The sequence below is a fragment of the Nitratireductor arenosus genome, assembly GCF_009742725.1.
Lineage (GTDB): Bacteria > Pseudomonadota > Alphaproteobacteria > Rhizobiales > Rhizobiaceae > Mangrovimarina > Mangrovimarina arenosa.
Genome location: NZ_WPHG01000001.1, coordinates 68,301 through 85,792, shown reverse-complemented (window position 1 = coordinate 85,792; position 17,492 = coordinate 68,301). Strand labels below are relative to the sequence as shown.

General features: G+C 64.4%; 16 protein-coding genes. 1 reads left to right on the top strand and 15 read right to left on the bottom strand.

Annotated features, from left to right (window positions below; translation table 11 throughout):
* Positions 1-14: 14 nt before the first annotated feature.
* The 12 genes from GN330_RS00425 to GN330_RS00370 all read right to left on the bottom strand — a co-directional run bounded on the left by GN330_RS00425 (position 15) and on the right by GN330_RS00370 (position 13,675).
* Positions 15-1,067 (bottom strand): flagellar hook-associated family protein, encoded by a 1,053-nt coding sequence (locus GN330_RS00425; protein ID WP_343040109.1) that lies wholly within the window; start codon positions 1,065-1,067, stop codon positions 15-17.
* A 7-nt stretch (positions 1,068-1,074) separates the two neighbouring features.
* Positions 1,075-2,526 (bottom strand): flagellar hook-associated protein FlgK, encoded by a 1,452-nt coding sequence (flgK, locus tag GN330_RS00420; RefSeq protein WP_156710607.1) that lies wholly within the window; start codon positions 2,524-2,526, stop codon positions 1,075-1,077.
* A gap of 32 nt (positions 2,527-2,558) precedes the next feature.
* Entirely contained in the window at positions 2,559-3,818 is a 1,260-nt protein-coding gene (locus GN330_RS00415; protein WP_156710606.1) for a flagellar hook protein FlgE, read from the bottom strand.
* Positions 3,819-3,963: 145 nt separating this feature from the next.
* Positions 3,964-4,632 (bottom strand): response regulator transcription factor, encoded by a 669-nt coding sequence (locus GN330_RS00410; protein ID WP_156711873.1) that lies wholly within the window; start codon positions 4,630-4,632, stop codon positions 3,964-3,966.
* A 190-nt stretch (positions 4,633-4,822) separates the two neighbouring features.
* Complete coding sequence (locus GN330_RS00405; RefSeq protein WP_156710605.1) at positions 4,823-5,374, bottom strand: lytic transglycosylase domain-containing protein; 552 nt, start codon at positions 5,372-5,374, stop codon at positions 4,823-4,825.
* Positions 5,325-6,587: a flagellar hook-length control protein FliK gene (gene fliK / locus GN330_RS00400; RefSeq protein WP_156710604.1), complete on the bottom strand. Its 1,263-nt coding sequence runs from the start codon at positions 6,585-6,587 to the stop codon at positions 5,325-5,327. The genes GN330_RS00405 and fliK overlap by 50 nt, the downstream gene beginning before the upstream one ends.
* A complete protein-coding gene (locus GN330_RS00395) occupies positions 6,584-7,888 on the bottom strand; it encodes a chemotaxis protein MotC (RefSeq protein WP_156710603.1) in 1,305 nt (434 codons plus the stop codon). The genes fliK and GN330_RS00395 overlap by 4 nt, the downstream gene beginning before the upstream one ends.
* Entirely contained in the window at positions 7,885-9,138 is a 1,254-nt protein-coding gene (locus GN330_RS00390; protein ID WP_156710602.1) for a MotB family protein, read from the bottom strand. The genes GN330_RS00395 and GN330_RS00390 overlap by 4 nt, the downstream gene beginning before the upstream one ends.
* Positions 9,135-9,776 carry a hypothetical protein gene (locus GN330_RS00385; RefSeq protein WP_156710601.1) on the bottom strand — a complete coding sequence of 214 codons (642 nt, stop codon included), beginning with the start codon at positions 9,774-9,776 and terminating at the stop codon, positions 9,135-9,137. Before GN330_RS00385 ends, GN330_RS00390 begins: the two co-directional genes overlap by 4 nt.
* The gene (fliF, locus tag GN330_RS00380) at positions 9,776-11,422 is read right to left on the bottom strand and encodes a flagellar basal-body MS-ring/collar protein FliF (protein ID WP_156710600.1); all 1,647 of its coding nucleotides are present in this window, start codon (positions 11,420-11,422) and stop codon (positions 9,776-9,778) included. Before fliF ends, GN330_RS00385 begins: the two co-directional genes overlap by 1 nt.
* A 133-nt stretch (positions 11,423-11,555) precedes the next feature.
* The gene (locus GN330_RS00375; RefSeq protein WP_156710599.1) at positions 11,556-12,518 is read right to left on the bottom strand and encodes a flagellin N-terminal helical domain-containing protein; all 963 of its coding nucleotides are present in this window, start codon (positions 12,516-12,518) and stop codon (positions 11,556-11,558) included.
* A 191-nt stretch (positions 12,519-12,709) separates the two neighbouring features.
* Complete coding sequence (locus GN330_RS00370) at positions 12,710-13,675, bottom strand: flagellin N-terminal helical domain-containing protein (RefSeq protein ID WP_156710598.1); 966 nt, start codon at positions 13,673-13,675, stop codon at positions 12,710-12,712.
* Positions 13,676-14,021: 346 nt separating this feature from the next.
* Between GN330_RS00370 and GN330_RS00365 the strand changes: the two genes are divergently transcribed.
* Positions 14,022-15,278: a coiled-coil domain-containing protein gene (locus GN330_RS00365; protein WP_156710597.1), complete on the top strand. Its 1,257-nt coding sequence runs from the start codon at positions 14,022-14,024 to the stop codon at positions 15,276-15,278.
* On the opposite strand, the gene GN330_RS00360 is transcribed toward GN330_RS00365, so the two are convergent.
* The 3 genes from GN330_RS00360 to GN330_RS00350 form a co-directional block, all read right to left on the bottom strand.
* Positions 15,267-16,094, bottom strand: a complete 828-nt coding sequence (locus GN330_RS00360) for a TrmH family RNA methyltransferase (protein ID WP_156710596.1) — start codon at positions 16,092-16,094, stop codon at positions 15,267-15,269. The genes GN330_RS00365 and GN330_RS00360 overlap by 12 nt on opposite strands.
* 109 nt (positions 16,095-16,203) lie before the next feature.
* Positions 16,204-16,527 (bottom strand): ArsR/SmtB family transcription factor, encoded by a 324-nt coding sequence (locus GN330_RS00355; RefSeq protein ID WP_156710595.1) that lies wholly within the window; start codon positions 16,525-16,527, stop codon positions 16,204-16,206.
* Positions 16,528-16,695: 168 nt separating this feature from the next.
* Positions 16,696-17,475: a HugZ family pyridoxamine 5'-phosphate oxidase gene (locus tag GN330_RS00350; RefSeq protein ID WP_156710594.1), complete on the bottom strand. Its 780-nt coding sequence runs from the start codon at positions 17,473-17,475 to the stop codon at positions 16,696-16,698.
* Positions 17,476-17,492: the final 17 nt, after the last annotated feature.

The window sequence follows — 17,492 nt, the reverse complement described above, 5'->3', positions numbered from 1 at the left end:
GTCTTGGCGCCGGATTAGGACAACAGCCTCGTCAAGCTCAGTTGCTGGATACGCGCGGTCAGCGCGTAGGAGGTTTCGATCTGGGTGATGAGAGCGTTGACGCGTGTCGCCGCCTCGTATGGGTCCACACCTTCCATGTCGTTCAGGAAGCCGTTGAAGATATCGACCTGCATGGAGATGCGTTCACTGGCGTTTTTGATCCTCTGCTCGGTGAAGCCGGCGGCGGCCTGCACCTGGGCGATGTCTCCCATCGCTTCGGTGACCAAGCGTGTCGCGGTCTCGGCGACGGCCACGAGGGCGCCTTCGTTCATGGTGCTAGAATAGAGGTCGTCGACGATCGCCGCGGCCATGGCGAGTTTGCGTATCCCGTCAACATTGGCGCTGACGGAGGTCTCCACGGTCTCATTGAGCGATATGCGGGTTGAAATTCCCTGGTCGGTGGCGCTCGACCAGTTTGTCTCCCAACCCGCGCCGAGGAATTCGGCGGCGGCTGGACCGTCTAGGAAGGCCTTGATGGCGGGACCGTCGATGCCGGCGGCGGCCGGATCGTTCTGGCCAAAGCCGAAATGCGCCAGGAAGGCCGCGTCGAAGGCGGTCTTGGCGGCGGAGGGCGGGTCGGCGCGATAGGCGGCGAGTGGCCGCACGTCCGTGTTGACGCCGGCGAACAAGTGTTCGCCGTTGAAGCTGGAATTGACGATGCCGGTCAACGCCTCCCCCATCACCACACCCGCCTGGCGGGTGGTGGCCGGATTGGAATCGCCCGAAACCGCCGCGGTGAGCGCGGACAGGAACGTCGATCCGGCCTCCGATACCCGGCTCAGCGAATCCTGGGTCGCGGCGAGACGGGATGAAACCAGCGTGTTGGAATCCACGATCGTCTGAAGCCGGCCGACGTCCCGCGCCAGCGACACGGCCTGTCCGGTGCGGATGCCGAGCGCCAGGCCGACATCGGCGACCTTGCCCGATTGCGCTTCCTTCTGGCCGCTGACAAGGTCACTTTGCATGCGCAACAGGGAGTGCCTGAGCGCCTGGGAGATTGCCTGGGAGGAGACGTAGGAAACTTTCACGGCTGTCTCACACCACTTCCAGGAGGGTCGCCATCATCTGATCGACGGTGCGGATCAGCCGGGCGGATGCCTCGTAAGCGTGTTCGAGATCGAGAAGGAGCGACATCTCGACGTCGATATTGACGCCGGTTTCGTTCGACAGCGCCTCGGCGGTGCGCACCTTGAGGGCGCTTGTCGTCATTTCGGCATTCGACGCGGTCTGGCGGTTTGCCTCGATCCAGCCGATCGAGCCGCTGGAGAGTTCGGTGACGCTGACATTGGCGGCAAGCCCGGCTGCCGGATCGAACGCGATCGGATCACCGAGGCGGTCGCCATAGTCGATCAGAAGGTCGGCGTAGGAGGCTCCGCCGGGATTGGCGACATAGGCTGCCCCGTTGGCGCCGCCATCGCGCAGCAAGGCGGGAGTGCCGCCGACATCGGAATCGAACGCCGGATTGACCGTGATCGCATAGGCCAGTCCCGTTGTGGCCACTCCGGCCGGGGGCAGGGCTGGGCCGCCGGCCCAGGTGAACAGCCCGGCAAGCGGGGGGGCGCCCCCGCCCGTGCGGTCGGTTTCTGCGAATGCGGTGATGGCGCCGCGCGCGATCTCGTCGAGTTGGGTCTGCAAGGTCGTGGCGACCTCGTCGCGCAGGGTGACGAGGCTGGAAAGCCGGCCCGAAACCGCGCCATTCTTGCCGGGCGCGAGCGGAACGCCGTCTATGTAGACAGACTTGCCGCTTATGCCCGGCGCATAGGCCGAGGTGCTCTCGAAGGAGACGGCGCGCGGCCTGGTCTCGAACAAGGTCGCCCCGTCCGCGGTGGTGATGACCATGTCGTCATTGGCGCGCGCGAAGGTCGAGACGGGGATATGGCCGGATATCTGCTTGAGGATCGCCTCGCGCTGGTCGAGTGCGTCGGATGCGTCGCGCCCGGTCGCGCGGGCTGCGATCACCGATTTGTTGGCGACTTCGAAATCGGCGAGCAGCCTGTTGAGATCGTTGACCGCCAACCCGATTTCCACGTCCATATTGGTGCGGAAAGTCTGGATCTGCGCGCTGCCGTTGTTGAGCGAATGGACGAATTGGCGCGCGGCGTCCAGCGCGCCTTCGGCGACCGTGGCGCTCGACGGGCTGGTTGCGTAGAGCTGCAGGGCTTCTTGAAGCTTGCCGAGCGCGGTCGCGGGCGAGGAGGCGTTGTCGGCGCCATTGACCGAGATCGCGAGCGCGTCGAGGCCGGCAAGCAACTGCTTTTGCGCTTCCCAGGAAGACGAGGCGCCGAGATTTTGCCGGAAAAGGGCTTCGGCGGCCGCACGCCGGATTTCGGCGACGCGAACGCCGGGCGCCTCGCTCGACAGAATGGCTGAGCGTCGCGAATAGTCGGGATTGGAGGCATTGGTGACGTTTTGCGAGACGATGCTGGTCCGCCGCGCCGTCGTCAGCAGCGCGTTTTGTGCGATCCCGAGGGCGGCCGTCAGCGACATTCCAAAGCTCTTTCCGACAAGGACACGTCAGACTACCTTTTCAAGTTCACCAAAATATCCATCAGCTCGGAGCCGGTCTGGAAAACCTTGGAATTGGCGGTGTAGCTGCGCTGCGATTCGATCATCGCGGTCAGCTCCTCGCCGATATCGACATTGGAGGCCTCAAGCGCGCCGGCGCGAATCGACCCGAAACCGCCTTCACCGGCGAAGCCGAGAAAAACATCGCCCGACGACGTGCTCTGGCTGAAGACGTTGCCGCTTTCGACATTCAGTTCGTCGGGGCTGCGGACATTGGCGAGCGGAATCCGGTAGAGTTCCTGCAGCGTGCCGTTTTCGTACTGGGCGTAGACCGTGCCGTCGCCGTCGATCTTGGCTTCTTTCATGGCGCTGGCTGCGCTGCCGTTCACATTGGCGTCGCCGGGGATGTAACCGGCCGACAGCTGGCTGAGTGCGGAAAAATCGAGGTCGAGCGTTTCCCCGCCCGGGATCGGGATCTGGATGTCGTTGGCGCTGCCGGTGGCAAGTTTGCCCGACGTGCCGTCGAAGGTGAGCGTCTGCGTCGCCAGCGGACCCGTGGCATAGGGGAAGCCGGTTGTCGCAGCGCCGTCAGCCTGGTTGTAGACCGCGACCTCCCATTCGTTCGTCGCCGTCTTGGTGAAATAGATGTCGAGCAGGACCTCGCCGCCGAGGCTGTCATAGGTGACCAACGACGTCTTGTTGGTGAATGCCGCGCCCGGCGCGTTGGTGGATGGCAGGTCGGCGGCGGCCACGACGTCGGCGCCGGCCGGCAGATTGGCGGAAAAGCGCCCGAAGGTCGTCGGTATGGCGGTCAGCGCCTGCTGGAGCACCTGGATCGGCTCGAGCCCGGCGAAGGAATTGCCGACCGGCGTCGGCGCGCCGTTTTCGAAGCTGTAGCCCATCAGATAGAAGCCGGCCGCGTTGACCAATCGCCCCTCGTCGTCGGGCACGAAGGAACCGGCGCGTGTCAGGAAGGGCTGGCCGGCGGTATCCTGCACGACGAAGAAACCGTTGCCGTAGAGGGCCAAATCCGTCGCGGACGGCGTATATTGGATGACACCCTGGCGCGAGACGGCCGAGCGCACATTGGAGACCACGCCCCCGGACGAATAGCTGCCCTCACCGCTGGCGATCACCAGGGTGGAAAACTCGGTCATCGATTTCTTGTAGCCATTGGTGTTGGCGTTGGCGATGTTGTCGGCGACCGTGCCGAGCCGGTTGGACTGGCCCTGCATTCCGGATACCCCGGTCCGCATCATCCCGTAAAGGCTCATTGCAACTTCTCCTCGTGGTCAGCACCGCTACCTGACAGGCTATCGTTTCTGTCTTGCGCGAAACTGTCTTTGGCACCGGGTTCGGGCTCGTCGCCGGTGCCGAGACCCGCCTGATCCGCCGAAGGCGACGGAAAGGCAGGGAGCATCACACGTTCAGCCGATATCCGAGGAAACGCTTGGAATCGATAGGATCGGTGCCGATCCGTTCGCGCAGCTTCTTGCGCAGCTTGCTGACATGGCTTTCAACGACGTTTTCCTCGACCTCATCGTCGAAAATTCCGTAAATCGCGTTGAAAAGCTGGGTTTTGGTCACCCGCCGTCCGCGATTGCTGGCGAGATATTCGAGAATGCGCCGTTCGCGGCGCGGCAACGGCAACGGCGTGCCGTCGATCTCGGGATCCTTGCCATTGGTGTAAATGCGCAGCTTTCCGATCTCGGTATAGGCCGCCTCGTCCTGCGCCCGTCGACGGATCGCCGCGATCCGAGCCAGGATTTCGCGAATATGCACCGGCTTGCGGACGACGTCGTCGACGCCGAGTTCGAACAGCCGCAACGTGTTTTCCAGCGAATGGTGGTCACTCAGCGCGATCACGGGAGCCCCGCTGCGTTCGCGCAACGCCCGTGGTGAGACAGGGTGGCTGTCGCATTCACCGATCAGAAAGGCGCCGACCGCCTTGAGGTCGTCCTCGGCCGCTGTCGACACCCATTCGCCAAACTCGCTGGCGCAAAACCCCGCACTCGGGACACCCTCTCTGCCGAAAAGCGAAGAATATCCCTCTTTTACTCGATCACGCTCATCCACAATCACAATCATCGGCCCGCCCTCCGAATCAGTTTCATGGTTCGCCGAACAAAGGCGTACCCGGTGGCGGGAATCACCGGCAACTGTGATTTCTTGTATGTATCGATTCGGGATTCGGGGAGCGGCCAACGTGGGATTGTCCACAGCTTGTCCACAGTTTCGGCTCGTGTTTCGGCAGCCGGAATCCCTCGCCGGAATGCATCTATTGGTTGCAGAATGCCCGGGCGTTCGTGGTCCAGCGACCGAAGCCGGTTGCAACCATATTCTGGATCACGCGGCACACGTAACGCTTTTGTGCGGGGTCGTTGTCGGGCCCGGCGTGATAGCGCGCGACGGCCATCGACCAGCTCGTGTGGCGTTTTTTCAGCTCGGCCAAAAATCGCGCGGCGTAGTCGACGTTGCGGCGCGGGTCGAGCATGTCCGCCACCCCGGTAAACCGGGCGCGGTGATAGTGGTGATTGATTTGCATGCAGCCGAGATCGATCAGCTTGGCGCCGCCCGATCTCGCCTCGGTGAAGGTCCGGATCGCCTCGGCCTTGTCGCGAGCGAAGACGGCTCGCCCCTCTATGTTGAGCGCGAAAGGTTGAAGGCTTCCCTTGTGGCCTGTTTCCGTAAGGCCCACAGCATATAGTATTCCCGCCGGCACGCCGTATTTTTCAGACGCGCGCAGGATCTCGCCCTCGCAGGGATTGGCGGCGGCGATTTCAGATGTAAATGCCGCCAGAAGCAGGACCGGAATCGCCAGTGCGCGCATCCGTATTCGAGCCTCCTTTTTGGTTGTCGCGTCGCGAGTGATCGCCCGTGTGGGATCGGTTTTCGTTCTGCTCGCGGGCACCCGGCGAAAACCCTGGCGAGCCGTTTCCGTCGCGCGGGGACAGACCAGCCTGGGCCGCGTTGGCGGGAGCGGGCTGCTGGACGATCGTGACGTCGTCGACCTTGAACCCCAGCCCGCGCAGGGAGGCCGCGAGCGCATCCCGCTCGACCGAAAGCCGCTGAAACGCCTCGGCATTGTCGACGCGAATTTCCACCATGAGTTGTTCTCCCTGAGTGCGCAGCCGCGCGTTCACCGTCCCCAGGGAAATCGGCTGAAGCTGAATCGTGAGATCGCGGACCGGCGCTTGCCTATTGACTCCGGGTGTATCCGAGGCGCTCGCGGCGACACGCGCAAACTCGCTCGTACCGCGGTCGGCGGCGATGGATTTCGCCAGCGCCGACACGGTTTCGCCCGATTGGGATGGACCGAGGCCAAGGTGGCTGGCCTCGGCGAGCACCTTGACCTTGATCGGCAGCGGGTCGACGGGCTCGCCGGCGACCGGCGGGGGCGCCCGGTGGTTCGCGCCTGGCTCCTGCGCTGTCGTGCGCGGCTGGTCGTTTCGGGGCGCTTCCTCCTCGATGGGAGCTGTCTCCGCGGCCATGGCGCGCACTTGCGCGGCTTCCGGCCGGCGGCCGTCGCGGGTGTCAGCCACGGGAGTTGCTCCGGACGCGCCACCGCCATTTGCGCGACGCGGCGTTTCGGCCGGCACCAGCGGCGGGATCGCCGTCGTGTCCGTCATGTCCGCCGCTTCCGGCATCGCCGGCTCGGCCTCGTCGCCGGAAGGCTCGCTTTCGTCCTTCTCCCCGTCAAGCGCCACGGTGCTGTTGTCGCCTTCGCTGGCCGTCCGCAGGGAGAGGCCGGGATGACGCAACAGGGTGAACGGACCTTCGACAGGCGCCGGCGGACGCTGGCGGCGCTCAGACCCGTCCGCCTCTGCCGAATTGGCCGGTTGCCGCCCTTCCATGACGGTGTCGTCTTTGCCTTCGGGGCGGTTCGTCGCGGCGTCGTCCGGTTCGTTTCCAGGCTCCGGCCGCTTGTCTTGCCCGCGCTGCAGGATGCTGGAGAATGCGTCGTTTGCCGGTTCCGCCTCGCGACGTGCAAGTCGCGCGTTCGCCGGGGGGGCAGCGGCGGCCAGGCCGGAAATGTCGGTCATGGGCGTTCCACCTCCTCTTCCTCTTCCAGCATCCGGTCGATCGCATCGAGTTTCTCGCGCACCGAGGTGACGAGTTCGGACCCGCGCCGGTAGGTTTCGTCATCCGTGTCGGGGGCGGCCGCGGTGTCGATCGCCGGGATCTCGGGCTCATTCGCGGTCGTGGGAAGCGGTTCCGCGGTTTTTTCCGCCCGTGGCGCGACGGCCGGTGCCCCGGCCTCGGCCTTGTCTTGGGTTTCGAGCGCCGCCGTTTCCGTCTCCGGCGCGGGAGGTGCCGGTGGGGACAGCATCTCCGCCGCGATCGCGCGTGCCGCCTGGAAAAGGCGTCTGTCGCGCGGCGACAGCATGGCCGGATCGACCTTTTCGAGCGTTGCCACGACGTCTTGGGCGTTTTCCGAGGTGATCGAGGCAAGGGCGGCGTAAAGCACGGCGCGCGGGTCTTCCGGCTCGTCGGTCTGGCGCGCGACCTCGCGCGCCTTGGTCGAGGCGAAGGCCGAGCGCTCGGCCTGTCCCTTGATGGTGCTGCGACGGGCAAGCCGCAGATAGATGGCCTCCTGCTGGGCGGGACGCATCAGCGACACGATGCGGTCGATCTTCTGTGCGCCGATACGGTCGTGAAAGGCGACGAGGCCCTCGACGAAGGCATCGGCGAATTCGCTTGCATAAGGCGAGCGCAGGAACCGGCGCGTATATTGCTCGGCCACCGTCATGAAACGCTCGGGCTGGTTAAGCGTGATGCAGGCCGGCAGCGAGCGCCGTAGCGCGGCTTCCTCGACCAGTGTGCCGGGCGCCAGCAGCCGTGCCTGGTCCATGAAGCCAAGGGCCGTGCCCGGTTGGCTGAGCGCGATGATCGAGCCCTTCACCAGCGCCAGATAGGCGCCGACCTCGGGTTCGAGAGTCATCGGGTCGATGTCGGCGAGCGCCTGGGCGGCCCTCGGCAACTGGCCGCGCATATAGGCCAGAACGCCCAGCCCAAGCGCGCGGTCGTTGCCGGCCGGCATGGTGCGCGAGAGCACCACGTCGAGCGTGGCGGGGTTGCCGCCGCTCATCGCGTAGACCATCAGTGCGGTGAAGTTGCGGCGGTCCTCCAGCTCTTTCCGGGTGACGGCGCGGAAGCGCTCATCGGTGAGTTCGAGCAGCTTGCGCTGCATGGGCAGGGCGGCATGGTCGCCGCGAGCCAGGCGATCCTGCACCAGCTGCAGTGACCGAACGACCTTGAACGGCGCCATCGCGGCGCCCTGCGCGGCCACCGAGACGGGGGCGGTCGCGATCAGCGCGCCGACCAGGAGAAGCCGCGCGATCACCCTTTCGTCTCCAGGACGATTTCGATGCGTCGGTTCCGATCGTCGAACGGATCGTCCGGCACCTTGAGCTGGCGGTCGGCATAACCGGCGACTTCGCGGATACGCTTTTCGTCCAGGCCGCCGCGCACCAGCATGTAATAGGCGGAATGGGCGCGGGCGGTCGAAAGCCGCCAATTGTCGTAATCCTCGCTGCGGAACGGCCTGCCGTCGGTATGGCCGTTGATCGCAATCGCGCCTTTGTGTGTGCTCAGCACCGCCGCGACCTTTTCCATCGCCAGAACCAGGTCGCGGCGCGGTACTGCGGAGCCGATCTCGTACATGCCGTAGTCGAGCTGATCGGTCAGGGAGACCATCACGCCGCGGTCGGTCGGGGTTACCGAAATGCCGTCGTAAATCTTCTCGCCGGTTCCGAAGGCCTTGGCCAATTCCTCGCTGATCTCCTTGGCCTCCGCCAGGGCGGCGGCATCGGGCTTTTCGGGTTCGGCGTCGCCGTTTTCATCATCCACCTTCGCGTCCGCGTCGTCCTTTTCGTTCGGCTTTTCCTCGACAGTGGGTGCGAACGGATCGTCCTCGAAATCCTCGTGCCTAATACCGGCGCGCGGGTCGGCGCCTTCGGCGGCGTTTTTGACCTGGGGCGCTTCGAACAGGTCGGGTTCGCCGGGCTCGTCCTGTTCGACCTGCTTGGACCAGAAATCGGGCGCGAACGGATCGCGGTAGGATTCGCCGCCCGAGGCGCCGGTGGCCGCGCCCGAGGTGGCGGCGCCGCCGTCGCCCTTGGCGCTCAGGTTCTGGAGTTCGCCGGATTCGGCGGCGATTTCGGCCAGCACGGCGTAGGGATCGGAAAACAGATGTTCATCCGACGCCGAATCGGTGCTGTCGCCAGCCGTGGCACTGCGTTCATCGCCGGCGCCGCTGGTCGACGGCCCCTTCGACTTGGTGGATTTGTCGGACTCCTCGGTACTGTCGGAGCCTTGTTCCTTCTGCGGTCCGGAGCCAGCATCATCGAGACCGCGCCGGCTCGAGTTGCGGTCAACCAGCTTGATCGGGTTGAAATAGCTGGCGACCGAAACCTTGGTTTCCTCATTCGCGGCATTGATCAGCCACATGACAAGAAAGAAGCACATCAACGCAGTCATGAAGTCGGCAAAGGCGATCTTCCAAACGCCGCCATGATGGGCATCATGGTCGTCGCCGCGGCTGTGCTTGACGATGATGATCTCGTGCGGGTGGTCGGACTTGTCGGTGTTCATGCCAGCACCTCCGCGGCCGAGACGGACCATTCGGAAAGCCGCGTCTCGTAGACGCTGCCGTCAAGGACGACGGAAAGATCGAGGCCGTTCGATTCGGTAAATTCCAGCAGGCGCGCCTGCTCGCCGAGCGCGTCTTCGAGCGCCTGGTAGAGCGACATCGGTCCATGGACCCGAATCTTGGTCGTTTCGGCGTCGCGGACAGAGGTGCGGATGATTTCGGCCAGCCGCGACACGGAGCGGCGTTGCAGATCCTCGGCCAGAACAGGTCCCAGAACGCGCGTCACCACCTCGGCGGTCAGATCCAGCAATCGTTTCTCGGTGGCGTCGAAACTCTCCCGGATTTTGGCTCCCAGGTCCTCGCCGAGACCGGCCTGAAGCGTTTCGACCTCGGCGACATGCCTTTCCCGTTCGGCTTCCAGTGCCGCGGCATGGTCCGCGTCCAGTCGCGCTGTGGCTTCGGCCACCGCCTTTTCGACCGCTTCGGCGATCAGGGCGTCGACATCTGGCAGGTCCGGTTCGGGTGGCATCGGCTCGATACCGAGCGGCATGTCGAAATCCGGCATCGGCGTCTCGAACGGCGCGGGTTCGTCCCGCTTGCCGAAATCGACCAGAATGTCCGCGAGCGACAAGTTCGCCATCAGCCCGCCATCGCCTCGCCGACGCTCTCGCCCTGGGTCCATTTACGCAGGATGGCGGCGGTGCGCTCCTCGTTGAGATCCACCATCTGCGCGAGACGCTCCTGCGGCACGGGCCGCAAGCGCATCTTCAGCTCTTCCATCACGTCATTTTCGTTCGGCGACATCTCGGCCAGAGGATCGGGCAGGGCGATGTTGTCGAGCGGCGAGCCGATGGAAAGCTGCAGATCGTCAAAATTCGGCCCTTCCGGCTCCTCCGCCTTGGTCAGCATGCCGGCGAGCGGACGCAGGCCGAACCAGGACACCAGGAAGGCGACGACGATAAAGGCGAGCGCGTTCACCATCGAACCGGTATATTGCGCGGCGATTTCCAGATAGCTGGGCGCCGCCGCCGCCTCGGCCTCCATTGCGTCGACGAAGGAAAGGGCGGTGACGTTGATCTTGTCGCCGCGTTCCTCGTCGAGCCCGGCGGCGGTCGACACCACCTGCTGAATTTCGGCGACGCGGGCCTCGACCATTTCCGGCGTCGCGCCTTCGCCGAGCACGGCAGCCAGCCGCTCGCGATTGACCACGACCGCGATCGAGAGCCGCGAAATCGAATAGCCGTTGCTGACCGTGGCAATGCGCTTGGAGTTCAATTCGTAATTGGTGATCTCTTCCTTGCGCTCGCGCTCCTCGCTCGATTGCGGGGTCGCCGCGCCGCCGGCGTTTTCGTCGGGCAGGTTCTGTTCGACCGACGCAGGGGCGGCGGCCGTGCTCTTGTTGGAATTGTCGTTTTCGCGGATGACCTGGATCGAGCGTTCGACCCGCGAATCGGGATCGAAGATGGTCTCCTCGATCTGGCGGCTATCGGTGTTGACCACCGCCTTGACGCTGGCGCGGAAGTTCTCGTGTCCGAGATAGGGTGACAACGCGCGGTAGATGTTGTCGGCGATCTGGCTTTCGACCGTTCTCTGGATGGAGATCGACTGGTTGAGCGAGCTGGTGGTCGGATCCTCTCCCGCCGCCAGCAGGGAACCGTCCGCGTCGAGCACGGTCACGTTGTCGGCGGTCAGTCCGGGAACCGCCGCCGAGACGAGATGGCGGATCGAATTGGCGCTGCGCGTGGCATCGACGCCGCCGGTGCGGATGACGACAGAGGCCGTCGGCTTCTGCTCTCCGCGACGGAAATTGGCCTGCTCGGCCATCACGATATGGACGCGCGCCGATTTGATGCCGGCGATCGACTGGATGGTGCGGGCGATCTCGCCTTCGAGCGCACGCACGCGCGTCACTTCCTGCATGAAGGAGGTCAGGCCCAGCGAGCCGACATTGTCGAAAAGCTCGTAACCGGCGTTGGAACTGGCCGGCAGTCCCTTTTCGGCGAGGATCATGCGGGCGCGGCCGGCCTGGCCGGACGATACCATGACGGAAGCCCCTTCCGCGCCGATGTCGTAGGTGACGCCCGCTTCGCCCAGCACCACGCCGATCCTGTTGACGTCGCCACGGTCGAGACCGACGTAAAGCGTCTCCATCGCCGGCCGGTTCAAATAGATCGAGGCCACCGTGATGACCGCCATCACGAGAGCGGCCATGCCGCCCATGACCATCAGGCGCTGGGTGCCCAGCGCCTTGAGATTGTCGGCGATTTTCTGGAGTTGTTCAGGCAAAGCGCGTCGTCCCGGAGTGAATGGCCCGGGAAGACTAATGCGCGAAGCTTGCGCGAGAATGAAATCGGGCCGCGCCCCTCAGGAGCGCGGCCCGGATCGTCTCATGCGCGGCGCGGGTGCGCCGCGATGCCGGTTAGCGGAACAGCGACAGGATCGACTGCGAGTTGGAATTGGCCATCGACAGGGCCTGGATGCCGAGCTGCTGCTGGACCTGAAGGGCCTGCAGACGGGTCGATTCCTTGTTCATGTCGGCATCGACCAGCGTCCCCACGCCGCGATCGATGGTGTCCATCAGGTTGCCGACGAATTCGGTCTGGAGATCGATGCGCTTCTTGGCGGCGCCGAGATCGGATGCGGCCGTCGTCATCTTGCCGATCGAATCGTCGACGCCCTTGATGTAGTTCTCGAGCGTCGTCAGGTCGGCGGCGCTGTTGGTCAGGGCCGAGATGTCCAGCGAGGCGACGGTAAAGCCGCCGGCCGACTGGTCGGCGAGCAGCGCGCCGGTGGCGGCGTCGTAACGGCCGTCGAGAATGCCGGTGCCGGCCGCAGCCGCGTCGGCGGCGGAATCGAACAGCTTGGTGCTGGACGTGTCGACCGAAATCGTGCCGACCGACACGGAGCCGTCCGTGGCGCGGGTGAACGAGGCAACGATGGTCTTGGTCGCGCTGTAACCGGCGGCGCTCGAATCAACCGACAGCCAGTTCTCGCCCGAGAAGGTCGAGGCGCTGGCGTTCGAGGTCAACTGGCCCTGCAGCGCGGTGATCTCGGCCTGGATCTTGGTGCGGTCGACGCCCGGCTCGCGGGCGGCCACCAGCTTGGCCTTGATCTCGTCGACGACGTCGATGGCGGCCTTCATGCCGGTATAGGCAGTGTCGACCTTGGCGGCACCGAGGCCGAGCGCGTCCTGGACCGTCGACAGGGCCTTGTTGTCGGAGCGCATCGTGGTGGCGATCGACCAGTAGGCGGCATTGTCGCTCGCTTCGCCGACGCGGTAGCCGGTGGAGATGCGATTCTGGGTGGTTTCGAGAGCCTTGTTGGTGGCCTGGAGGGTCTTGAGCGCGGTCATAGCCGACGCGTTGGTCATGATACTCGACATGGGTGTCCCCTTACAAAACGCAGATACTCGACATACCGGATTTCACCGGTAAGACGGCTCGGCATCATGCCAATCAAGCACCCGAAACACGGGCTTTGATCCGTCCTGAAACGACTAATGTCCCGACCCTTTGTAAGGCCGGGACATTTTGATTCAGTTAATGGGGTGGAGACGGTCGGTTAACCGTGTCGCTAGCCGCGGAACAGCGACATAATCGACTGCGAGTTCTGGTTCGCGATCGACAGGGCCTGGATGCCGAGCTGCTGCTGGACCTGAAGGGCCTGCAGGCGGGTCGATTCCTTGTTCATGTCGGCATCGACCAGCGTCCCCACACCGCGATCGATGGTGTCCATCAGGTCGGAGACGAAGGTCGTCTGCAAGTCGATACGCTTCTTTACCGCGCCCAGATCGGACGCGGCCGTCGTCATCTTGCCGATCGCGTCGTCGACGCCCTTGATGTAGTTCTCGAGCGTCGTCAGGTCGGCGGCGCTGTTGGTCAGGGCCGAGATGCTGAGATCCACCACGCGGAAGCCGCCGGCCGACTGGTCGGCGAGCAGCGCGCCGGTGGCGGCGTCGTACCGGCCGTCGAGAATGCCGGTGCCGGCCGCAGCCGCGTCGGCGCCGGCGTCGAACAGCTTGACGGTGAGGGTGTTGATCGAGATGGTTGAGACCGACACGGAGCCGTCGGCGGCGCGGTTGAAGGACGAGACGATCGACTTGGTGGCATTGTAATTGGCCGCGTCGGAATCAACCGACAGCCAGTTCTCGCCCGAGAAGGTCGAGGCGGCCGCGTTCGAGGTCAACTGGCCCTGCAGCGCGGTGATCTCGGACTGGATTTTGGTGCGGTCGACGCCCGGCTCGCGGGCGGCCACCAGCTTGGCCTTGATCTCGTCGACGACCTCGATCGCGGCCTTCACACCCGTATAGGCGGTGTCGACCTTGGCGGCACCGAGGCCGAGCGCGTCCTGGACGGTGGAGAGAGCCTTGTTGTCGGAGCGCATGGTGGTGGCGATCGACCAGTAGGCGGCATTGTCGCTCGCTTCGCCGACGCGGTAGCCGGTGGAGATGCGAGCCTGGGTGGTTTCGAGAGCCTTGTTGGTGGCCTGGAGGGTCTTGAGCGCGGTCATAGCCGACGCGTTGGTCATAATACTCGACATGGGGGACTGTCCCTTACTGACTGTCACAAACTAACGAACAGGGACATACCGGACTTCACCGGTAAGACGGTTTGGCATCATGCCGGTCGACACCCTTCAGTCAGGTCGCCGATCCATCCTGCTTAACCATGTTCTGACAGGGAAAATTTACCAAACCGATAATTTTTGGCAGGAATTTCAGGGAATTGTCTAACAAAACCTTAACGAGAGCTACCGGCAGCAGGCCAAGGCGCCGACCTTAACCTTAAGGCAAAGTAAACGTTGGTGGGCTATGGATCGTGACAGCGCCGCTGTGGCATCTTGTCGGAGCGGTACCACGACCTGAAGCTTGGCGGGGCGTTCGGCCTTGATCGAATCCACATTATTCTTCTCACTGGGTTTTTTATGCGCGGCCTTTCTCGCGCTGATGATCGCGCCCGCGCTGTGGCGGCGCGCTGTCGCGCTCACCCGAAGGCGGATCGAGGCCTCGGTGCCGTTGTCGTTGGGCGAGATCGAGGCTGACAAGGACCGCATGCGCGCGGAATTCGCCATGTCGACACGGCGCCTCGAAATGAGCATCCAGACGTTTCGCGAAAAGGCCGCCAACCAGATCATCGAGATCAACCGCAACCAGGAGCAGCTCAAGAAGCTGGTTGCCGAACGTGCGGAAAAGAACGACGCGATCACCGAACTCGAAAAGCAGGCCGGCGAGTTGCGCGACGAGTTGCGCCAGCGCGAGGACCGCCTGCAGCGTCTCGGCGAGCGGCTGGCCGAGACCGAGCGGGATATCGAGGACAAGGCGGTCGAACTCGACAAGCTCGGCCGCATGTATGACGAAGCCAGTCTTACCGCCAGCAACCGACAGATCGAATTGGTCGCGCGCGAGGCGGATTTCGAGCGCGTCTCCGGCGATGTCAGCACGTTGCGCGAGCAGCGAAAAGACGCCGAACGGCGCCTGCGCGAGGCGGTTGCGGAAAGCAAACTCTTGCAGGAAACCCTACGCGCCGAGAAGAAGAAGGGCGGCGGGCTGGAGAAGAGGCTGGAGCGGCTGACCACCACGTTGAGCGATCGCGAAGACAAGCTTGACCGGCGCGAGAAGGAACTCGCCCGGCTGCGCGCGCAACTCAAGGGCTCGTCCAGGACGGAAAGCGATCTCGGCGCCGAGCTTGCCGAATCGGAAAAGAACCGGGTCCAGCTTGAAGCTGAAATTGCCGATCTGACCCTGCAGATGTCGACGCTGTTGTCGGGTGCGACCGGCGGCGATGTTGAAAAGGCAATTGCCAGGGTCGATGAGCAGCGCGAGCGGCTCGAGGAGCGCATGAAGCTTATCCTGCGTGAAAACCGCAAGCTGAAGAGCGAATTGTCTACCCATACGCGGGCCCGCTCGGACGATTGGGATGAGCAGCGCCGGGAAAACGCGCTGCTGCGCGAGCAGATCAACGATCTCGCCGCCGAGGTGGTCAAGCTGACCGAGATGCTCGACGGTCCCGACTCGCCGATCGGAGAGGAACTGGCGAAGGCCGGTGAAATTCCGGCGCAGACACTCTCGGGCGGCAAGGGCTCGCCCGCGACGAGTCTCGCCGATCGGGTTCGCGCGCTGAAGGAAGCAGCCTCAGTCCGCTGAGCCCGCCGCGTCCGCGCCGTGCCACAGCCGGTGCAGGGCAATGGCGGAGGCCGCCGCGACGTTCAGACTGTCGAACCGCTCCGACATTGGGATGCGTATCGTACGCATCGACCGCATGACCGGTTCCGGCAGCCCGGGACCTTCGCTGCCGAAAAACAGCGCGCGGCGCCGGCCGGGGCGGTACGCGCCGACGGACGTGCCGCCCGACGGCGACAAGGCCAGGCAGTCGAAGTCGTGCGCGGCAAGCCGTTCGGTTATCGTCGCCACCGCGCCGGCGCGCACGAACGGAACCTTGAGCGCTGCGCCGACCGAGACGCGGATCGCCTTGCGGTAGAGCGGATCGCCAGCGGTTTCGTCGAGAACGACCAGATCGGCTTCGAAGGCGGCGGCGTTGCGGAAGATGGCGCCGATATTGTCGTGATTGGCGAGGCCGGCCAGAACGATCACCAGCGCGTTCGCCGGAAGCGCCTCGAGAGCCGCGTCGAGCTCGCGCGCCGCTGACCGGCGGCCGAGCGCCAGGATGCCGCGATGGACGTGAAATCCCGCTACCGCGTCAAGCACCGCTGCCGGGCACACATAGGCCGGCACGCCGTCCGGCGCGGCCTCGATCAGCTCGTCAACCCCGGCAAGCCGGTTTTCCAGCAGGAGTAGCGATTCCGTCTCGAACGGGCTTTGCCGCAACAAAACATTGAGCACGACCTTGCCTTCGGCGATGAAGCGGCCCTGGCGGCCGACCAGGTCGCGTTCGCGGATATCGCGATAGGGGGCGAGCCGGGGGTCGGCCGGATCGTCGACGGGAATGATCTGGGCTGGCATGCGGGCGAATCCGGAACCGATACGAAAATACGATCATCGGCCAAGTCGACGGAACTGTGAACCGGGTCGGGGCGCGCTGAAAGCGCTTGTACCCGCGGGTATGGGGCGGTCAGCGCTGCTTGGAAACCGTGTGCTCGTCATCGTCGGCGAAAATGTCGTCGAGGGCCTTAAACAGCCTTCTGACGTCCTCCGACCCGCAGGAATAATAGATGGTCTGCTTGTCCCGGCGCGTGTGCACCAGGCCGAGATTGCGTAGACGGGCCAGATGCTGCGAGAGCGCTGACTGGCTAAGCCCGACCTTCGAGGCGATCACGCCGACCGGCAATTCGCGCCCGAGGATCTCGCACATGATCTGTATTCGCTTGCTGTTCGCGAAAGCGGTTAGGAATTCTGCTGCGGTGTCGGCATGAGCCAAGAGTTGTACTGGTGCCAATGTCCGCCTCCTGCGAGGGGATTGATCTAATCGTTGTTTCAGGAAGCCAGGATCAGAAACCGACCCGACCAGGTGCCCCATACCCGGCCATTACCCCCTGTATCAATGAAGTTAGTCCAGATTCGAAGCGGACGAAAGCGCAGGCGCGTCAAATAATGCCGCTTGGTCTCACGAAGTCGTGGATGCTTCGTGTTTTCGCGCCGTTTTCGCCATATCGACGAGTACGCTGCGCAAATCGGCGGCGTCGGTTAGGACGCGGGGGAAGAAAATCCGCCGGGCCTCGGTACCGCTGGCGATGTCCAGACCCCCGGCATCGATGCCGGTCAAAAGCCATGCGCGCCGGTCCCTGGCGCCGGCGAAATGGCGGGCATAGGCAGCGATCGCGTCGCGGTGGTCGGCGTTCATGTGATCGATGGCGCCCTGTTCTGTTTCGGCCAGCCCCGAATTGGCCGGATGTTCGGCGACGAGATCGGCCCGTCCCAACAGATAGGCCTTGCCAAATCCACCATTCAGACTGGCGCTCTGAAGGGCGAGCCGGAAGAAGGAAAAATCGCCGAAATCGGCATAGAGCTTTGCCTTCGGGTGCCGGTTGAGGTAGCGGCGGCGGGCGCGCGCGCCATCGGCCGCGTTGCGGTCGAGCTTTTCGGCGCGGCAGCTAAGCGTGATGCGCGGATGGGCGAGCGGGTCGCCCTTGCCGGGCTCGCCGAGCAGCAACGAGCAGCGCGGATCGGCCGTCAGCCCGGCGGTGTGGCCGGATAGCGCGGACACCAGGATCAGCGGGGTACCGTCGAGATCGGTCGCGGTTGCCACTCGGCTTGCCGAGGGCGCCCCGGTCTTCGGGTCGAGCACGGCCAGCGCCCCAAAACGGGCCGTGCGTATCAGCGTGCTGGCGAGCCGGATCGATTCGGCATCGGTTTCGCGGATCGGATCGGGTTTCTTGTCGGTCATTTTGTCCCGCGGCACGG

What these genes read in the sequence shown, in the direction of transcription:
- flgK (WP_156710607.1), bottom strand. Translation starts at nt 2,526, where the DNA reads ATGTCGCTGACGGCCGCCCTCGGGATCGCACAAAACGCGCTGCTGACG.
- GN330_RS00415 (WP_156710606.1), bottom strand. Translation starts at nt 3,818, where the DNA reads ATGAGCCTTTACGGGATGATGCGGACCGGGGTATCCGGAATGCAGGGC.
- GN330_RS00410 (WP_156711873.1), bottom strand. Translation starts at nt 4,632, where the DNA reads ATGATTGTGATTGTGGATGAGCGTGATCGAGTAAAAGAGGGATATTCT.
- GN330_RS00405 (WP_156710605.1), bottom strand. Translation starts at nt 5,374, where the DNA reads ATGCGCGCACTGGCGATTCCGGTCCTGCTTCTGGCGGCATTTACATCT.
- fliK (WP_156710604.1), bottom strand. Translation starts at nt 6,587, where the DNA reads ATGACCGACATTTCCGGCCTGGCCGCCGCTGCCCCCCCGGCGAACGCG.
- GN330_RS00390 (WP_156710602.1), bottom strand. Translation starts at nt 9,138, where the DNA reads ATGAACACCGACAAGTCCGACCACCCGCACGAGATCATCATCGTCAAG.
- GN330_RS00385 (WP_156710601.1), bottom strand. Translation starts at nt 9,776, where the DNA reads ATGGCGAACTTGTCGCTCGCGGACATTCTGGTCGATTTCGGCAAGCGG.
- GN330_RS00375 (WP_156710599.1), bottom strand. Translation starts at nt 12,518, where the DNA reads ATGTCGAGTATCATGACCAACGCGTCGGCTATGACCGCGCTCAAGACC.
- GN330_RS00370 (WP_156710598.1), bottom strand. Translation starts at nt 13,675, where the DNA reads ATGTCGAGTATTATGACCAACGCGTCGGCTATGACCGCGCTCAAGACC.
- GN330_RS00360 (WP_156710596.1), bottom strand. Translation starts at nt 16,094, where the DNA reads ATGCCAGCCCAGATCATTCCCGTCGACGATCCGGCCGACCCCCGGCTC.
- GN330_RS00350 (WP_156710594.1), bottom strand. Translation starts at nt 17,475, where the DNA reads ATGACCGACAAGAAACCCGATCCGATCCGCGAAACCGATGCCGAATCG.